Below are 1,767 nucleotides of genomic sequence, written 5' to 3'. Positions count from 1 at the left end.
TCCCCTCGGCCCGGGCACCCCGTACGAAGGGCGCGAAACCGGGAAGGCCGGCATCAGGTGCGGCATCGTGGGCGGTGTACAGGGGGCGGACGCGCAGTCCGTCCTCCAGCGTGGTGGACAGGGCGTCCTCGGCGGCCGCGTCCTCGACGTCCTTGCCCGACTTTCGCAGTACGCCCGCCACTAGGCGCTGCCACTGCTCACGGGTCGCGTCGGAGAACTCGGCGGCCAGAGTAAGCCCGTCGTCGGGCAGGACCGTCATGCTCCGGATGCTAGGCCAGAGGGCCGAAGGAGCAGCAGAGGGCGCGGCTGTGACCTTGCCCTCGCCGGGTGGCCCTTGAAGCGGTGGCGGAATCCGTACTACACGCCGTGTGACCGCCCTCACGCCCTGTTCCCGGGCGGTGCCGCCCGATCGTCGCGCGCCGCCCGCCGGGGGCGGGGAGGGCGCGCGAGCCATGTGCCCGTTTGTAGCCTATTTAAGGTGTTCTGTGTGGCGCGATGGCTGCAGTCGTTCCGAAGAGCTCCGACGGCCGGTGCCGTCGGCCGTACGGGCACGCCGGCTCCGGGCCCCGGCGTGTCCGCGGCCGGCGGCACTGCGGTCGGCCGTGGCCGGGGTCGGGACGACCCTCGACGAGGGAACCACCTGCGCCGAGCTCACCGAGGTGGCCGCCGGGGCACACCGGGGGCACCGCGGCGGTCCTGCGGCGCGGCGCCGAGCAGGGCGGGAGCGCGTACGAGGCGGTCAGCGGCGACCGCGCCCTGCTGCCCGACGTGCGGTGGGCCGCGCAGGAGGCGTGCCGGGCCGGGCAGGCCCGCCGCGGCCCCGCGCTCTGCGTGCCGCTGGCCAGCGGGGAGGACCGGTACGGCGTCCTGGTGTGCGTCCGGGGCACCGGCCCCTTCACCCCGGCCGAGGCGGACGCGCTCGCGCTGCTCGCCGAGCGGGCCGCCTCGCACATCCGGCACGCCCGGGAGCACGACCGGGTCAGCCGGATCGTCGGCGACCTCCAGCGCGCCCTGCTCGCCGAGCCCGGCCGGCCGCACCCCAACCTGGACGTGGCCATCCGCTATCTGCCGGTGGGGCAGCGGGCCCTGGTCGGCGGCGACTGGTGCGAGACCGTACGGCTGCACTTCGGGCGGACGCTGCTGGTGGTCGGCGACGTGATGGGCCACGGCCTGGAGGCGGCCGTCGACATGACCGCCTACCGGTCCGCCCTGCGCTACATCGCCTCCGCCGACCTCCCGCCGCACCGGGTGCTGCGCCAGCTCGACGACATCGCGTCCGGCGAGTCCGAGCGCCGGCCGGCCACCTGCCTGATCGTCCGTGTCGACGCCGTGCGCGGGCAGATGACGCTGGCCGGCGCCGGCCACCTGCCGCCTGCCGTGATCGACGGCACGGGCGACACCTCGCTGCTGCCGGTGCCGGTCGGGCCGCCCCTGGGCACCGGTCTCGGCGGCTACGAGCCGGCCACGTACCGGCTGACCGCCGACCAGACCCTGCTGCTGTTCACCGACGGGCTCGTCGAGCACCGGGGCGAGGACATCGACCAGTCCCTCGACCGGCTGGCCAGGCTCCGCTTCACCGCCTCGGCGGACGTGGAGGCCATCCTCGACCACGTCCTCGCGGACCTCGACGCCGGTCACGCGGAGGACGACGTGGCCGTCCTGGCGGCCCGCCTGCGACACCGGCCGCACCCGGGGGCGGACGGTGTGACGTACGGCGTCTGACGGTGTCCGGGGCGCGACGCCGCCGTGCCGCCGCCTGTCCTCGGG

Annotated in this window: 1 protein-coding gene and 1 pseudogene; one reads left to right on the top strand and one right to left on the bottom strand. The window is 75.8% G+C overall.

Annotated elements, in window-relative coordinates; genetic code table 11:
* Positions 1 to 259, bottom strand: a pseudogene (locus ACFF45_RS25110) (methylmalonyl-CoA mutase); the annotation flags it as partial.
* Between the two features lie 236 nt (positions 260 to 495).
* On the opposite strand from ACFF45_RS25110, the gene ACFF45_RS25105 reads away from it, so the two are divergent.
* Positions 496 to 1,722, top strand: a complete 1,227-nt coding sequence (locus ACFF45_RS25105; protein WP_381348718.1) for a PP2C family protein-serine/threonine phosphatase — start codon at positions 496 to 498, stop codon at positions 1,720 to 1,722.
* The last annotated feature ends 45 nt before the right edge of the window (positions 1,723 to 1,767 follow it).

It is taken from the genome of Streptomyces cinereospinus (genome assembly GCF_042430725.1).
Classification (GTDB): domain Bacteria; phylum Actinomycetota; class Actinomycetes; order Streptomycetales; family Streptomycetaceae; genus Streptomyces; species Streptomyces cinereospinus.
Note: the sequence above shows the minus strand (reverse complement) of the source record. Positions and strands in the feature narration are given on the sequence as shown.

Coding starts and splice junctions, on each gene's coding strand:
- ACFF45_RS25105 (WP_381348718.1), top strand. CDS start 496: ATGGCTGCAGTCGTTCCGAAGAGCTCCGACGGCCGGTGCCGTCGGCCG.